The 14,856-nt window shown below is 67.5% G+C and carries 13 protein-coding genes; 9 read left to right on the top strand and 4 right to left on the bottom strand.

Going from position 1 to position 14,856, the window contains the following annotated elements; all coding sequences use genetic code 11:
* A partial coding sequence (locus NQ160_RS06225) for an HNH endonuclease signature motif containing protein (protein ID WP_257514364.1) occupies positions 1 to 1,303 on the bottom strand: 1,303 nt, incomplete at its 3' end.
* 476 nt (positions 1,304 to 1,779) lie between these two features.
* Positions 1,780 to 2,925, bottom strand: coding sequence for an ROK family transcriptional regulator (locus NQ160_RS06220; RefSeq protein ID WP_257514363.1), 1,146 nt, complete (start codon positions 2,923 to 2,925; stop codon positions 1,780 to 1,782).
* Between the two features lie 126 nt (positions 2,926 to 3,051).
* Here NQ160_RS06220 and NQ160_RS06215 point away from each other — a divergent pair, with 126 nt between their 5' ends.
* The 8 genes from NQ160_RS06215 (at position 3,052) to NQ160_RS06180 (ending at position 12,290) form a co-directional block, all read left to right on the top strand.
* Entirely contained in the window at positions 3,052 to 4,437 is a 1,386-nt protein-coding gene (locus NQ160_RS06215) for an ABC transporter substrate-binding protein (RefSeq protein WP_257514362.1), read from the top strand.
* A gap of 149 nt (positions 4,438 to 4,586) precedes the next feature.
* A complete protein-coding gene (locus NQ160_RS06210; RefSeq protein WP_257514361.1) occupies positions 4,587 to 5,450 on the top strand; it encodes a carbohydrate ABC transporter permease in 864 nt (287 codons plus the stop codon).
* A 26-nt stretch (positions 5,451 to 5,476) separates the two neighbouring features.
* Positions 5,477 to 6,361: a carbohydrate ABC transporter permease gene (locus tag NQ160_RS06205; protein ID WP_257514360.1), complete on the top strand. Its 885-nt coding sequence runs from the start codon at positions 5,477 to 5,479 to the stop codon at positions 6,359 to 6,361.
* A gap of 28 nt (positions 6,362 to 6,389) precedes the next feature.
* Positions 6,390 to 7,442 carry a zinc-dependent alcohol dehydrogenase gene (locus NQ160_RS24855; protein ID WP_257514359.1) on the top strand — a complete coding sequence of 351 codons (1,053 nt, stop codon included), beginning with the start codon at positions 6,390 to 6,392 and terminating at the stop codon, positions 7,440 to 7,442.
* Entirely contained in the window at positions 7,439 to 8,533 is a 1,095-nt protein-coding gene (locus NQ160_RS06195) for a Gfo/Idh/MocA family protein (protein WP_257514358.1), read from the top strand. Before NQ160_RS24855 ends, NQ160_RS06195 begins: the two co-directional genes overlap by 4 nt.
* Positions 8,530 to 9,810 (top strand): glycoside hydrolase family 36 protein, encoded by a 1,281-nt coding sequence (locus NQ160_RS06190; protein ID WP_257514357.1) that lies wholly within the window; start codon positions 8,530 to 8,532, stop codon positions 9,808 to 9,810. The genes NQ160_RS06195 and NQ160_RS06190 overlap by 4 nt, the downstream gene beginning before the upstream one ends.
* Complete coding sequence (locus tag NQ160_RS06185) at positions 9,807 to 11,498, top strand: sugar phosphorylase (protein WP_257514356.1); 1,692 nt, start codon at positions 9,807 to 9,809, stop codon at positions 11,496 to 11,498. The genes NQ160_RS06190 and NQ160_RS06185 overlap by 4 nt, the downstream gene beginning before the upstream one ends.
* Positions 11,499 to 11,585: 87 nt before the next feature.
* On the top strand, positions 11,586 to 12,290 hold the full coding sequence (locus tag NQ160_RS06180) for a hypothetical protein (RefSeq protein WP_257514355.1): 705 nt from the start codon (positions 11,586 to 11,588) through the stop codon (positions 12,288 to 12,290).
* On the opposite strand, the gene NQ160_RS06175 is transcribed toward NQ160_RS06180, so the two are convergent.
* On the bottom strand, positions 12,263 to 12,832 hold the full coding sequence (locus NQ160_RS06175) for a dihydrofolate reductase family protein (RefSeq protein ID WP_257514354.1): 570 nt from the start codon (positions 12,830 to 12,832) through the stop codon (positions 12,263 to 12,265). The genes NQ160_RS06180 and NQ160_RS06175 overlap by 28 nt on opposite strands.
* 151 nt (positions 12,833 to 12,983) lie before the next feature.
* On the opposite strand from NQ160_RS06175, the gene NQ160_RS06170 reads away from it, so the two are divergent.
* Entirely contained in the window at positions 12,984 to 14,222 is a 1,239-nt protein-coding gene (locus tag NQ160_RS06170) for an MFS transporter (RefSeq protein WP_257514353.1), read from the top strand.
* Between the two features lie 79 nt (positions 14,223 to 14,301).
* Here NQ160_RS06170 and NQ160_RS06165 read toward each other — a convergent pair.
* Positions 14,302 to 14,856, bottom strand: a 555-nt coding sequence (locus tag NQ160_RS06165; RefSeq protein WP_257514352.1) for an acyl-CoA dehydrogenase C-terminal domain-containing protein, incomplete at its 5' end; no start/stop codon positions are given.

The raw sequence follows: 14,856 nt of genomic DNA, 5'->3' as shown, positions 1-14,856 counted from the left end.
GTGGCGGTGCGCCGCTGCGGGTCGCGGCGCTGAACTCGAGAACGCGCTGCGGGATGTCGGAATACACGCGGCCGGCCGGGCTGGTCCACACCAACACCCCGTCCGGCCGCTGTTCGACCGACCACGCGGTGTGGTGTTTGAGCGTGTGATGCCGTTTGCACAGATGGGCGAGGTTGCACGGCCGGGTGGGGCCGCCGCGGGCGAAGTCGATCGTGTGGTCGATGTCGCACACCCACACCGCCGCCCGGCAACCGGGGAATCGGCAGTGCTCATCGCGTCCGCGCAGCAGTCGACGCTGGGCGCGGGACGGCCGGTAGCGGTCGGCATCCTCCACGTTCCCGGTCGCGGCGTCGACGAACAGGCGATCCCACGACGTGGCGGTGGACGCGTAATGGCGGGCGGAGGCTGCATCGATGGGGCCGTGCCCCTGGAGGCTGGCCGGCACCTCGCGCCCCGCAAGGGTCGCGGACGGCACGGTCAGCTGGATGCGCGCCACAATCGCGTCGGTTTCACAGATCGTGTCGTCGGATGCCGCCGCGCTGGCATGGCCAGTGAGAAGCAGGTCGGTGAAGACGTCGGCGCGGCGCTGGTCCATCGTGCGGGTGTCTGCCGGAGCGGAGTCGTGGTCGGCGCCCGGGTCGCAGCTCTTCGCCTGATCGTGGCGGCCGCGCGCGTACTGCGAGACGCGGTCCCGGATGCCGTGCGCGAGGGGCGCCGGCAACAGCGCGACCACCTCTGCCATGCCGTCGTCGAGGTCCCGCACCCAGACGCGCCGGCCGGCCGCCGCGGTCGCGTGCCGGTCTGCCGACGGCGCGGGGTCGATTCGATGGGCGAGCATCGTGATGATCGGCTTCGCGCGCGCCGCGGTCTCTCGCTCCGCGACGGCCAGCGCCGCCTGCTCGAAGATCGCCCGCGCCTCTGGATCGGTGAGCCGCGATCCCGCCTCGCCGATCACCCGCAGGTGCGCGATGTCAATGAGTCCGTCCCGCAACGACTGCACGGTGCTCGGGAACTGCCTGAGCATGGTGGTCGCCTCGTGGATGCGGTTCTGCATGCCCCGGTCGGAACGCCGCAGCGCGGCGCCGATCTCGGCGGCGATGGATCGCAACGGCATTTCCCGCTCGCGCTGCGCGCTGATCGGGATGGGTGCGGTTTGTTCTGCCGCGATCGCGCCGGCTCGACCGAGCAGCGCAAACTGCCGGGCCTGCAGCGCGGCGATCTGCCGGTCAGTGTCGAGCATCTCCGCCACGACGTCGGATGTCGCGAGCGCGGCATCCGAGAAGGTGGCGGGGGAGCTGTTCATGCCCCTATTCTCGTGCGGACCTCCGACATCGGCGGGGCTTAAATCCCAGGTCTCTCAGACATTGTGGACAACTCCTGAATGGAGTCGCCTGTGGAGAAGTCGGAGGCGCTGAGCGACCTGCGGGCCGGGCTCGAGCGGGCAAGAGTAAGGGCCGGTCGGAGAGGCTTCCGACCGGCCCTTGTCCCTGCACCAAGAGTGTCCTGCAATCACATGCCGGTAGCTGCCACAGCAAAACAACTACCGTGCGAGCACTCTATAACGGAAAGATAACGGCACACAAGAGTTCGTCGTTACCTTTTTGTGATCACTCGATGCTGCGGTCCAATGCCAGTAGTCGGTCGCTGCTGCCAAGGATTTGTCGGTGACGACAAGCCTCTGTCCGCGTTACCAAGTGGCTTGTTCAGTAGGCCGCGCGATGCGCACGAACTTCCTGGCACCGGACAGCCTGGTGCGCCACCGCGGGGCCCGCCGCCGCGTCAGCGCGCGATCGCGGCGTTAACGGCTGCGGCAGAGTACTCCTGCTCGACGACGAGCGTCGCGAGGCCGACGATCGCGGCGCTTTCGCCCAGGGTCGAGAGGCTGATCGTCAGGTGGCGCGTCGCGCGGGGTAGTGAGCGCGGGTAGAGCGTCTCACGCACGCCCGCGAGCAGTGGTGCGGAGGCGAGCCGCCCGCCGAGGACGACGTCGGACGGGTTCAACAGCGATACGACCGTCGCAACCACCTCGCCGATCACCCGTCCGGCGGCCTGAGTCAGGCGGGCCGCGTCCGGATCCCCCGCAGCGAGGTACGCACCGACGTCCGATCCCGAAGATGCGTCCTTGCCGAGCTTTGTCAAGGCACGGGCCACAGCTCTTCCCGACGCGACTGCTGCGAGGCACCCGCGAGCTCCGCATTGGCATCGTTCGTCGTGGCCGGCCAGCTTGACGTGGCCGATGTCCCCCGCGCCGCCGTCGGTGCCGCGGTACACCTGACCGCCGAGCACGATTCCGGTTCCGATGCCCGAGGACACCTTGAGGAAGCAGAGTGCGCGCGAATCTGGGTGCGCAGCCCGCTGCTCGCCGAGGGCTGCCGCATCCGCGTCATTCGCGACGAGCACCGACACTCCGAGGCCGTCACGCAGGTGCTCAGTGATGGGGTAGGCGTCCCATCCGGGCATAAGTGGAGGCTGACTGGGTCGGCCGGAAGCCGGGTCCACCGGCCCCGGAATGCTCACTCCCAGACCCGCAACGCTTTCAATGGAGATCCCCGCCCGGCCCAGCAGGCGGTGGGCGCTTGCGCTGATCGCTGTGAGGGTGGCGCCGGGACCGTCCGCGACGGCGACCTCGACCCGTTCCTGGATTGCGATCCTTCCCGCCAGATCCGTCACTGCGACCGTCGTCTGGGTGGTGTCCACCGTCGCCGCCACCACGGTCGCGTGCGCCGAGTTGAACTCAAGGTGCCGAGAAGGACGTCCTCTGGTCACCCGGTCCGCCCCCGCCTCGACGATCAGCCCCGCGTCCAGGAGGGAGTCAATGCGCCCGTAGACCGTCATACGGGACAGGCCTGTGATCTCCAGTACATCCCCCCGGGTCAGCGCGCCACGTTCACGGATGAGTTCCAGTACGTCCCCCGGTCCAGGCATCCAGTAGCTCCCTCGCTCCGGCTTATGCTTGACAGTTAGACATAATGAATCTAACTTTTATACAAATCATACGTCGCGGTTCGCCGCGAAGACCCGTCCGGTAATGCTCGCGCAAGGAGGCGCCCGGTGAAAATCAAGCCCACAACACTGACCCTGACGGCGGTGTGTGCTGTCGCACTCGGCCTGACGGGCTGCACCGCCTCCGACGGTGATAGCGCAGAGAGCGGCATCACATTCTGGCTGCAGGAGGACCTTCCCGACCGCGTCGCCGCGACCGAGGCCATCGTCGCCGCGTTCAGCGAAGAGACCGGCATCGACGTCGAGGTTGTCTCCGTCGCTGAAGACCAGTTCAGCCAGCTCATCATTTCCTCCGCGGCAGCCGGCGATCTACCAGACGTCATCGGAGGAATCTCCCTCCCGCAGGTGCGCACACTCTCAGCGAACGAGCTGGTGGACACGGATGCGGTCGGCACGGTGATCGACAATCTGGATGCCGCGACCTTCTCGGAGCGCGCTGTCGAACTAACTTCTGACGGCGACGTGCATCTTGCAGTGCCGAGCGAGTCGTGGACGCAGATGCTCTTCTATCGCACGGATCTGTTCGAAGCAGCTGGCCTGCCGGTACCTGACTCTTACGAGTCCATCCTCGAAGCGGCTGAGACCCTGAACACCGGCGGTATGGCCGGCTTCGTTGGAGCGACCGCCCCGGGGGATGCCTTCACCGAGCAGACCTTCGAGCAGATCGCGCTCGGCAATGACTGCCAGCTCGTCGGCGACGACGGGGATGTGGAACTCGATACTGAGGAGTGCGTCGCCGCTTTCGAGTTCTACAGTGACCTCACCAGCAACTATTCGGTGCCGGGTGCGCAGGATGTCAACACCACCCGCGCGACCTATTTCGCAGGAAACGCGGCGATGTTCATCTGGTCGAGCTTCGTGCTGGACGAGCTCGCCGGACTCCGAGACGATGCCAAGCCGTCCTGCGCGGAGTGCGCGTCGGACCCCGCTTTCCTTGCGAACAACACCGGGGTCGTCACGGCCATCGCCGGACCGAACTCGGACGAACCCGCCCAGTTCGGGGAGATCACGTCGTGGACCATCACTGACGGGGCGAACACCGAGGATGCGCAGGCATTCGTCGAGTACATGATGGGCGCCGGATACGAGGACTGGATCGCCATCGCTCCGGAAGGAAAGGTGCCCGTGCGCACCGGCACGTCCGAAGACCCCACGGCCTTCTCCGAGGCATGGGCGACTCTGCCCGCGGGCGTCGACGTGAAAGCGCCGCTGTCAGATTTCTACGCACCCGAGGTACTCGAAGCCGTAGCAGCCGGCCCGGAAGACCTGGCTCGATGGGGGATCACCCAGGGTCAGGGGACCCTGCTCGGCGCGCTTCAGGGTGAGCTTCCCGTGTCGATCGCCGTCAATGACGTGTCCCAGGGTGGCGACCCGGCGGCGGCGGCCGCCAAGGCTGCCGAGGCGGTGCGCTCGATCGCTGACTCACTCCAGTGACCCAGCTCGCAGGGGGGACGGGCCTCGCCGGCCCTGACCCGGCTGCGCGGCAGCACCCCAAGGGTGGGCGAGGTCTCCTGCGATCGGCGAAGAGCAGGGAGGAGAACCGAGCGGGACTGATTCTGATCTCGCCGACCCTCATCATCATCGTGGTGGCGGTGGTCGTACCGATCCTCTGGGCGATCGCGCTTGCCTTCCAGCGTGTCCGGCTGATCAACATCCGCGGGACGGGTTTCTTCGGCGATTACACCATCGACAACTTCGTCGGTGTCCTCACCTCGCCCGGCTTCCTCGGCGCACTGTGGACGACCCTCGTGTACTCCGTCTGCGGCACAGCGCTGGCGATCGGGGTCGGCATGGTTGCTGCGCTGGCGCTGCGCAAGCCGTTCCGTGGACGAAGTCTCGTCCGCGCCGCCCTCCTTCTGCCCTATGTGGCACCGGTCGTCGCCGCGACCTTCGTGTGGTCGACCATGCTGAATCCGCAGTTCGGCCTCGTCAACTGGTTCGGCACGACCGTCCTGGGCTGGGAGGATCCGGTTGCCTTTCTGTCTCAGCGCTCCCTACCGGTATCGCTCTTCGGCTTGGAAACACAGATCCCGATCGCGTTGATCACGGTCATCGTCTTCGAAGGCTGGCGATCGTTCCCGTTCGCGTTCCTCTTCTTGACTGCGCGGCTGGCCGCGGTCCCGGACGTGCTGGACGAGGCCGCCCGCATCGATGGTGCGACGCCCACGCAACGCTTCCGTCACATCGTGCTGCCGCAACTGCTCCCCACGGTCGCGGTCCTGTGCGTCCTTCGGTTCATCTGGACCTTCAACAACTTCGACGACATCTACCTGCTCACCGGCGGTGGGGCAGGCACGGAGGTCGTCTCGGTGCGCGTGTTCAACTACCTGACAGCGCGCGGCGACATCGGCGCCGCCGCGGCGCAAGCTCTCATTCTCGCCGTCATCCTTGCGGTGCTCGTCACTGTGTACCTGAAACTGTTCGGTCGGAATGAGGAGATCTCATGACATCGGCGGCCTCACACGAGCCTCGCGTGCCCAGCCGTCGCGGCGTCAGCCGGGACCGCTTCGAGAACGCACTGTTCCGCGTCCTTCGGCCGGTGGTCATCGTCGTCCTGCTCATCGTTGCCGTGTTCCCGTTCTATTACATGTTCCTGCTGAGCTTCCGCAGCCTCGACTCGCTCCTGCAGAATCCAGGCGCGTTGTGGATCTCGGCGGATGAGTTCGACCTGTCCACGTACGTCGATGTGCTCACCCCGGTATCCGACGGGGGGCAGGGCTTCATCGTGTTCATGCGCAACTCGCTCCTCGTCGCGCTCGGAACGGTGGCGCTCACCCTCCTCGTCGCGATTCCGGGTTCGTACGCTGTCAGTCGGCTGGCATTCTTCGGGCGCCGACAGGTGTCGGCCCTGTTTCTCGCCGTCTACTTCTTTCCGAGCATCTTGCTCGCCGTGCCGCTTTTCGTCTTCTTCACCCAGATCGGACTCCGCGGGTCACTCGTGGGCTTGCTCATCGTGTACGTCTCGCAGGTCGCCGCCGTGTCGATCTACACGTTGCGCAATTACTTCGCAACGATCCCCGTATCACTCGAGGAGGCTGCGGCCATAGACGGGGCCTCGCGGCTCCAGATCATGCGCAAGGTCAGCCTTCCGCTGGCGATGCCCGCCATTGTGTCGAACGGACTGTTCATCTTCATGATCGCGTGGAACGAGTTCCTTTTCGCGCTGCTCTTCCTCGTCGAAAGACGTGATTCGTGGACCGTCTCGCTCGGCCTCTCACAGCTTTCCGGGAGCATCGAGGTCCCCACCACCGTGCTGATGGCGGGGTCTGTCCTGCTCACTCTGCCGATCCTCATCCTCTTCTTCGCCTCCGAGAGGCTTCTCACCGGCGGTCTCACCGCCGGTGCGGAAAAGGGCTGAGCCACCACTGAAAGGAGGGCGCATCGTCGTGCCCCATATCGTCCAGTTCACCGCGCCAGGCGAGGTCGCGCTCGTCGAGATCGATCCCGCACCGCTGACGGCCGGATCAGTGCGCATTGCGACGTGGTACTCGGGCATCTCGGCGGGCACCGAACTCACGGCCTACCGCGGGACCAATCCCTACCTCACCTCGAGTTGGGACGCCGCGCGGCGCCTTTTCGTTCCGGGCGAGCCCAGCTTCGCCTACCCGGTGCAGGGCTGGGGCTACTCCGAGGTCGGCCAGATCGTGGAGGTCGCCGACGACGTCACCGACCTGCGTACCGGCGACGTCGTCCACGGCATCTGGGGCCACCGCAGCGACGCTGTCCTGCCGGCTTCAGTCGTCGCCGCTCGTGTGATGCCGCCTGACGCTGCCCCGATACTCGGTACCTTCGCGCGCGTGGCTTCAATCGCGCTCAACGCCGTGCTCGCGGCGGACGTTCGCCTCGGTGAGCGGGTCGCGATCTTCGGTCAGGGCGTCATCGGTCTGCTTGCCACGCGTCTCGCCACTCTCTCGGGTGGCCGCGTCCTCGCCGTAGATACAGTGGAGCAACGGCTCCAGGTGGCCCGCCGGTTCGGCGCACAGGAGGTCATCGACGCTCTGCGGCCAGGCGGGGCAAGCGAACTCATCCGTGACCTGACCGACGGAGGTGCGGACAGCGCCGTCGAGCTGTCCGGCAGCGACCGTGCGCTCCACGAGGCGATTCGCTCGGTCGTCGTGGAGGGGGTGGTGGCGGCATCCGGGTTTTACCAGGGCGGGGCGGCCTCGCTGCGTCTGGGCGAGGAGTTCCACCACAACCGCGTCAGGCTCGTTGCCAGCCAGATCTCGGGCGTTCCTGTCAGACTCGGCGGCAGATGGGATCAGCCGCGACTGGTCCGCACTGTCATGGAGGTGATCCTCTCAGGGGCGGTCGATGCCGGCAGTCTCATCACAGATGTCGTGTCGGCTCCCGATGTCGGGGACATATTCGCCCGGCTCGACCGGGGAGATCCCAGCATCCTGCAGGCCGTACTCCGGTTCGACGCCGCGCCGCTACCATGATCGGCGGCGCTTTCGACACTCGTCCGCGGGTGCCGGCGGAACCGCTGGGGGTCGGCCTCATCGGGGCAGGCTCCATCGCGCGCACGGCGCATCTTCCCGCGTACGCCGAGTGGGGCATTCCCACCGTGGCCGTCGCCTCCCGCACACGGGAGCACGCTCGGCGCCTCGCGGAGGACTTCTCCATCCCCGTCGTGCACGGCAGCGTCAAGGAGTTGCTCGAGGACCCCCGCGTGGGATTCGTCGACATCGCCACGGGCCCCGTGGGCCGCCTCGATCTCATCGAGGCAGCGGTCGCCGCCGGCAAGCACGTGCTCGCCCAGAAGCCGCTGCTGGTCGACGAAGCCGAGATCCCGCGCCTTGAGCGACTGCTGCACGCGGCAGGCGACAGGGGAATCCGCGTCGCCGTCAATCAGAACGCTCGTTGGGCGCCGGCGTGGCGGCTGGCGACGCTGCTTATCCGCGACGGCGCAATCGGCGAAGTGATTGGCGTGACTCACCTGCACGACAAGCCGCTCCCGCCGCTTGCCGGCACTCCGTTCGACGATGTCCCGCACATGCTCATCTCCGACTACCTCGTGCACTGGATCGACATCACGCGCTGCTGGCTGGAGGGGAGTACGGTGTCATCGGTCACGGCCGCGGATGGCCGTGTCCCCGCACAGCCCGACGTTGCCCACAATCCGTGGAATGCAGACGTCGCTTTTCGAACGTCCAGCGGAGCGACCGCGTCGATCCGGGTGGTGGGCAATGCCCGGACCCGCGCCGGCGGCTGCCCGTTCTGGATTCACGGCACGGAGGGGACGTTGCGCGGCAGCGTGCTGCTCGGCAGCGATGGCCTCGAACGGGAACGAGGGGGCGAAATCACGCGCTTTGCGCTGGAGGGCCAGTGGTTCCCCGACGGGTTCGCGGGGGCGATGGGTGAGCTTCTCACGGCGATCGCCGAGGATCGCGAGCCGGAGAACTCCGCCGCACACGTGCTCGCCACCGTTCGCATCGGTCTCGCCGCCGTGGAATCCGCCGAAGCGGGCGGTTCGCCAGTGAGGCCGCCCCACCTCGATCTCACAACTTCGACACGACAGGCTGCTCAGTGAACGTCATCGACGAGGTACCCGTCAGCCCCACCGCTCGGGTCTATCCGGAAGGGTGGCAGAGTTGGAGTCCGACCACCTGGTACAGCCGTCATGATCAGGCGCACCGGCCCAGCGACGATGCGCAACGGCTGATGCGCTTCCGCCCCGGCACTCGGCTGCCGGAGGCCGGTGTGCAGGGCGAGGGTCTCCTCGTCCTCGACCCGGGCGAGGGGGCACCGGTCCGCACGTACGCGACGTCCGACGCGTCGACCAAAGTCCCCTCGATCACCGCCGAATGGCACGGCGAGCGCGTCGTCGTGCGGTCGAACGGTGCTGTGGCGGCGACGCTGACGGAGGGCACGGGCCAGACGGCGCTGACGCAGTTCGGCGACCGCTTCGGCGCGGCGAGGGGGGCGCGGACGGCCGCGTCGGTCCCCAGGGTGTGGTGCACCTGGTATCGCTACTTCGAAGAGGTTACCGCGGCGGATGTGGCCGAGAACGTGCGCGAGATCGAGCGTCGGGAGCTTCCGGTCGACGTCGTCCAGATCGACGACGGATGGAGTCTCGGCGCGGGGGAATGGACGCGACCGAATTCCCGGTTCGGATCGATCGCTGATGCTGTTTCCGCGATCCGCGACAGCGGGCGTCGAGCCGGCATCTGGCTCGCTCCGTTCTCCGTCGGGCGCACGTCCGACCTCGCTCGGACGCATCCCGAGTGGCTCACCGGCCCGGCCGGATTCAACTGGGGCGACGATCTGGTCGGACTCGATCTGACCCACCCTGGTGTGCGCGCTTACGTGGCGGATGTGTTCTCCGCCCTTCGCGACGTCGGCGTGGAGTATCTGAAGCTTGACTTCCTGTACTCGGGCGCTGTGCCCGCTGGTCGCTTCGATCGGGATGCGACACCGATCGCTGCGTACCGGTCGGGCCTCGACCTCATCCGTGAGGTGATGGGTCCCGACACGTATCTCCTGGGATGCGGGGCTCCGATTCTCCCGAGTGTGGGCCTCGTCGACGCCATGAGGGTCGCATCCGACACTTTTCACGAAGGCGGCGAGAACGGTTCGCAAGGCCTTCGGGGCCGCATGTCGCTCGAAGCCCGATCCTGGCAGGACGGGCGCCTGTGGACGACTGATCCCGACTGCCTCGTCGCCCGGCCCAGCTTCGCCCTGAGGGAGGAATGGGCCGACGTCGTCCTTCGTGCCCCCGGCGTTCGCGGGTTCTCGGACCGTATCTCGGAGCTGGACGCCCGCGGCATGGAACTCGTGCGACAGCTCCTCAAAGGAGGGCGCGCATGAGCGGGACGTATGACCTGCGAGAGCGCCTCGAGCCTCTGGTCACCAAGCTGTACCCGACTGCAGCCTCGACGGTGCTCGACGCGCTCGTCGCCCTGGCCGGGGAATGGGCTCCGCGCCTGGCTTCGCGGGCGGGCACCCGACCCGACGAAGGCACGGCGTATCTCATCACCTACGGCGACGCGTTCCGGCGCCCGGAGGAAGCTCCGCTGCACACGCTGGCCGACGTCCTGCGCAGACACGTCCGCGACGCAGTCACTGACGTGCACCTCCTGCCGATCTACCCTTGGACCTCCGACGACGGCTTTGGTGTCGTCGACCACCGCCAAGTGAACCCCGAGCTAGGATCCTGGGACGACCTCGTCGAACTGCGCGCCGATCACGCGCTCGCGTTGGACTTCGTTGCGAACCATGTCTCGAGCTCAAGCGCGTGGTTCCGCGGATGGCTGGCGCGGGATCCCCGCTACGCCGGCTATTTTCTCGAACCCGGCGACGACTTCGATACCAGCGCCGTGGTTCGTCCCCGTACGAGCCCGCTCTTCCACGAATACCCGCGGCCGGACGGCACAATCGCTCGCGCGTGGACGACATTCGGTGCCGATCAGATCGACGTCGATCCCAGCACCCCGGCGGTCCTCCTTGAACTCACAGACGTGCTGCTGGGATACATCGCACGTGGCGCCCGTACCGTGCGACTGGACGCGATCGGATATCTCTGGAAGCAGTCGGGGACGACATCGATTCACTTGCCGCAGACGCATGCGGTCGTGCGCATCTGGCGCGTGCTACTCGACGCCCTCGCGCCCGGCACGCTGCTCCTGACCGAGACCAATGTTCCCCACGCCGACAACGTCACCTATTTCGGCGACGGCTCGAACGAGGCCAACATGGTCTATCAGTTCGCGCTTCCGCCGCTCGTGCTTCACGCGTTCGTGACGGGGCGTGCCACACAACTCTCCGCCTGGGCCGCGCGGATAGGGCCCGTGAGCGCCACCGCCACGTGGTTCAACTTCCTCGCCAGCCACGACGGTATCGGCATCCGCCCCACCGAAGGGCTGCTCACAGACGACGACCGCGCACTGCTGGTCGAGCGGACCCGAGCACGAGGTGGCCGCGTATCGATGGCACGTCGCCCAGATGGATCTGAGGGAGTGTACGAGCTGAACACCAACTATCTCGATGCGCTCGTAGACCCGACCGACGCTGATCCGGACGCCTCGGCCGTCACGCGCGGGCTCGCCGCCCACGCGATCCTCTTATCGGTCGTGGGTGTTCCCGCCATCTACTACCACTCGCTCCTGGGATCGGGACAGGACCGGGAGGGGATGACGCGCTCCGGCATCGCGCGTCGGATCAACCGGGAAGTGCTCGACGCCGATCGATTGGCGGATGAACTGTCGACGTCGGGTCGCCGCTCCGGGATGCTCGAGGGCTTGCGTCGGCTCCTCGAGGTCCGCCGTATGCTCCCGGGATTCTCTCCATTCGCGACGCAGACGGTGGCGGACCTCGACGAACGGGTCTTCGTCGTGCGCCGCGCCGCCGACACCGCGGACGAGATCATCGCGGCGATCAACGTGAGCGCTGATGAGGTGCAGTTGCCTTCTCTTCGCGGTACAGATGTGCTGACGGGCCGGGACACGCGCGGACTGACGCTCCCGCCGTTCGGGTACGCCTGGCTGCGGCAGCGATGACATTGCCCTACCGCGTTCTCATCGACTCGTTACCGGCGCGATAGCCAGGGCATGCAGACGCTTCCTTCAGGGCGTTAGCGTTTGTGCATGCAAAGCCGCTGCTCCTCCGATGAACGCCGTCCGGCAGGGCGACGTTCGCCCCGCCCGCTCGGCTATGTCTGGGTCGACGTAGCGGACGCCGTGATTGCATACGTCGGCGCGACCGGGTTCGACCCCGAGCTGCGTACGTTCCTCCATCTGACGAGCGCCGACCCCGACATCGGGCGTGTGCGCGCATCCATCCCGGAGATCGCCGAGCGCGACTTCGACGTTCTCAAATTCGTCCTGCCCGACGATTCCCCGCGTCCCGCGGCAAAGCGGGCACTCTTGGCGCGGCTCGCTGACATGGGCCTTGCCGACGCTCCAGAGGACGGCTCGCTGGAGGAGAGGACGCCCGGCGGGGTGGAACCCATCGTCACAGCCCTGCGTGAACAAGTCGAGCGAGTGAAGCGCGCGCACTGGACGTGCTGGGGGGCGAGGTGCCCCTCGCCGGAGAATGGCCTACCCTCGGGCGACCTCCTTCGTGAGCCCGAACCGGAGCAGAAGATCCGGTTTCAGGAACGACGTGATGTAGCCGATGTGCCGTTCGTCGACGGTGAGCAACGTGAGGGACCAGGCGTGGTGCGGGGCGAGGTCTCGCGCCGGGTCAGTGGTCCGCTCACTCATGCTGTTAGTCGGTCAGGCGCGCCCGACACGACGCAGGGCATCGCGCCGCACCGACAGAGTCAGGCCGAGGCCCGCGTAGGCCGGTAGCGCAGGGCGACCGCCCCTGACCGGAAACCATGACGGTCGATGAGCTCGAGCCGCACGCTCTCGCGCAGACCGGCGAGCAGCGTCGGTCCGTGCCCGGCGATGACCGGTTGCACGAGGAACTCGTACTCGTCGATCAGCCCCAGATCCGCCAACGCCCGGGGGAGCGTCACACCTCCCACCCAGAGGCCCTCGCCCGGCTCCTGCTTGAGCCGTTGGACCTCCTGCGCCAGGTCGCCTCGCACCAGCTCGGCATTCCAGTCGACTCCGCTCAGGGTGCTCGACACGACGTACTTCTTCGCCCGGTCGATGCTCTCGGCGAAGGCGACGTCCCCCGAGCCCATCCAGTCGGGCCACGTGCCGGTGGCCGGCTTGCGCCACGCGGACTCCATCATCTCGTAGGTCACCCGGCCGAAGAGCAGGGCGTCGGCCCGCTCCATCTCCGCGGTCCAGTAGCGCATCGACTCCTCGTCCGGCGCGATCCCCGCCTCGTGATCGCAGCAGGCGTCGATCGTGATGTTGATCGAGTATCGAAGGGGTCTCATCTCGTCGCTCTCCCTTGATGCGCGCGGCAGATCCGCCTGACGGCGGCCAGACTAGTACCGGCGCGTCCTCTGGCGTAGAGGCCTGCCGTGCCGCTCGTGGGTCATCCGATCCGCCGAGCCCGATGCTCCGTGAAAGAACAATCGGCAACCCGTGTACTCCCTCCTCCTCACGATCATCTACGTCGCGTTCGTCAGCCTCGGATTGCCGGACTCCCTCGTGGGCGCCGGCTGGCCGGTCATGCACCAGGACCTCGGCGTTCCCCTCGCCTTCGCCGGCATCATCACGATGGTGATCGCGGGCGGCACGATCCTGTCGAGCCTCGCCTCGGAGCGACTCACGCGCCGATTCGGTGCGGGCGTGGTCACCGCCGTGAGCGTGGGGATGACGGCTGCCGCGCTCGTGGGCTTCTCGTTCTCGGGCTCGTTCTGGATGCTGTGCCTCTGGGCCATCCCCTACGGGCTGGGAGCGGGCGCGGTCGACGCGGCGCTGAACAACTACGTCGCGCTGCACTACGCGGCGCGGCACATGAACTGGCTGCACAGCTTCTGGGGTGTGGGGGCATCGATCAGCCCCTTCATCATGAGCTACGCCCTCACCTCGGGTATGGGCTGGTCGAGCGCCTACCTCATCGTCGGCGTGATCCAGGCGGCGCTCACCTTCGTGCTGCTGGTGAGCCTCCCGCTGTGGGGCAAGGTCAACCCGGTGGCCCCGACACACCACGAGGCCGACGCCGACGACGAAGGTTCGGATGCCGCCGAGGCATCAGGGCGGGGGAGTGCCCACGTGCCGCTCGGCCAGGCGCTGCGCATCCCCGGGGTCGCACTGATCCTCACGGCGTTCTTCGCCTACTGCGCGCTGGAGAGCACGGCGATACTGTGGGCGTCGACCTGGCTCGTCACCGACCGCGCCGTGGAGCCGGCGACCGCTGCCGCGTTCGCCTCGCTCTTCCTCCTCGGCGTCACCGCAGGACGCTTCCTCGCGGGCTTCTTCGCCGACAGGATCGGCGACCGGTCTCTCATCCGCGGCGGGTTCGTCACGATCGGCCTCGGCGTGGTGCTGCTCGCGCTGCCGCTCGAGACAGACGTGCTCGCGCTCGCCGGTCTCGTGCTCACCGGCCTCGGCGCCGCGCCGATCTATCCCGCGATCATCCACTCCACGCCCGTGAACTTCGGCCGGCGCAATTCGCAGGCCATCATCGGCATCCAGATGGCGGCGGCCTACACCGGCTCGACCTTCGCGCCCCCGCTGTTCGGTGTGCTCTCGGCGTGGATCGGGATGTGGCTGTTCCCGCTCTTCCTCGGCATCCTCGTCATCCTGGGCCTCGTGATGTCGGAGTGCCTCAACCGGCTTGTCGGCCGGCGCGAGCGTATCGAGCAGCCCAGCGCCTGAGCCGGATGCCGCGGACGTCGCGGTCGGCGAGGCGCTCATCGCCTCGGCGGCAGTCAGGTGCTGAGCCCCGCGGCCACCGTCACCCGATCTCGCCGCCGGCGACCGTCTCGGCCAGCGCGTGCACGCGGGGGAGGTGGTGGGCGCCGTAGAAGTCCGCGGACGTCAGGCGTGCGGCATCCGTCTCGGACGGGGTCTCGCGCGCCAACACGGCGGTTACGGCGAGGGCGTGCATCCAGCCGCCCGCGAGCGTGCCCAGCAGCATCAGGTACGGCACGCTGACGGCGTATGCGTCGCGCGGCGATGAGGCGAAGCCGAGCAGGTCGGCGGTCGCACGCCGGGATGCCGCGAGCGCCCGTTCCAGTCGCTCGGCGGTGCGCACCGCGACGGGGTGGTCGAACGCGCGCAAGCCTGCCACGGTCTCGTCGATCCGCTCGAACAGCTCCGACACGGTGGCGCCGCCGTCGCGCAGCACCTTGCGGCCGACGAGGTCGTTCGACTGGATCGCCGTCGTGCCCTCGTAGATCGTGGTGATGCGCACATCGCGGTAGTGCTGGGCGGCGCCGGTCTCTTCGATGAAGCCCATGCCGCCCTGCACCTGGATGGCGTCGCTCGTGACGGTGATGGCATCCTCTGT

Source organism: Microbacterium sp. zg.Y909, from assembly GCF_024626565.1.
This window is presented reverse-complemented; position numbering and strand designations above follow the sequence as displayed.

Bases quoted from the DNA above. Each gene is read 5' to 3' on its own strand.
- NQ160_RS06220 (WP_257514363.1), bottom strand. From the start codon at position 2,925: ATGCCTGGACCGGGGGACGTACTGGAACTCATCCGTGAACGTGGCGCG.
- NQ160_RS06195 (WP_257514358.1), top strand. From the start codon at position 7,439: ATGATCGGCGGCGCTTTCGACACTCGTCCGCGGGTGCCGGCGGAACCG.
- NQ160_RS06185 (WP_257514356.1), top strand. From the start codon at position 9,807: ATGAGCGGGACGTATGACCTGCGAGAGCGCCTCGAGCCTCTGGTCACC.
- NQ160_RS06180 (WP_257514355.1), top strand. From the start codon at position 11,586: ATGCAAAGCCGCTGCTCCTCCGATGAACGCCGTCCGGCAGGGCGACGT.
- NQ160_RS06175 (WP_257514354.1), bottom strand. From the start codon at position 12,832: ATGAGACCCCTTCGATACTCGATCAACATCACGATCGACGCCTGCTGC.